This is a genomic window from Lysinibacillus sp. GbtcB16 (genome assembly GCF_019091145.1).
GTDB lineage: Bacteria > Bacillota > Bacilli > Bacillales_A > Planococcaceae > Lysinibacillus > Lysinibacillus fusiformis.
Genome location: NZ_JAGXJV010000079.1, coordinates 1 through 785, shown reverse-complemented (window position 1 = coordinate 785; position 785 = coordinate 1). Strand labels below are relative to the sequence as shown.

The window sequence follows — 785 nt, the reverse complement described above, 5'->3', positions numbered from 1 at the left end:
GCAGAGCTCAGAAAGCTGTATCAAAGAATTTTATCAAGTTTACATGATAAAGTACCTAAAGATATTTTCGATGAACTAGTGAACCGTGTGGGCGATACAGAGCTAACTTCTGAGGAAGCTAAAAAGTTAGCAGAAAAAGCTGAGAAAGAATCCAAAGTAGCTAAAGATTTAGCGGAAGCGACTGTTGATTACATAGAAAAAAATACAGCGAATGTTATAGAGCAACCAACAGCACCTACTGTGGGACTAAAAGACGGCAAGACTATTTGGGTGGACAATTCAAACCAGAATAATAGAGTTATGAAACTTTGGAAGAATGGGACATGGGTAAGGATTACACCTGACACAAAAGCGCTTGAAGATGCAGTAACGCAGATTAGCGGCGCTGTAGGTGATGTTGCTGGAGCCGTTAACCAAGCTGAACAAGACATTACTAAATTAAAACAGGATGTTGCAGGAATTCCTGATGTTGTATTTAAAGATGGGCGTTTTACAGATATAAAATTAACTGTAGAGCAAACAGAAGAATCTCTAACTAATAAGGCAGAAAAAACAGAAGTGAAGGAGTTAAGTGAAGATTTAACAGGGGTCAAACAAACAGTGAACACTGTAAAACAAACTTCTGATGAAAATTCTAGCAAAATTACTACTCTTGATACTCGCTTTAAAGATATGAAACTTGGACGAACTAACTTAATAGAAAATAGTGGTGACTTTCAAGATGCAAGCTTATGGATTGCTAATAATACTGGAGGGGAGTTAGAAGTAGTTGCGGTTAATGGAGA

Annotated in this window: 1 pseudogene; it reads left to right on the top strand. The window is 37.3% G+C overall.

The window, feature by feature from the left end:
* Positions 1–785, top strand: a pseudogene (locus KVT27_RS23370) (phage tail spike protein); the annotation flags it as partial.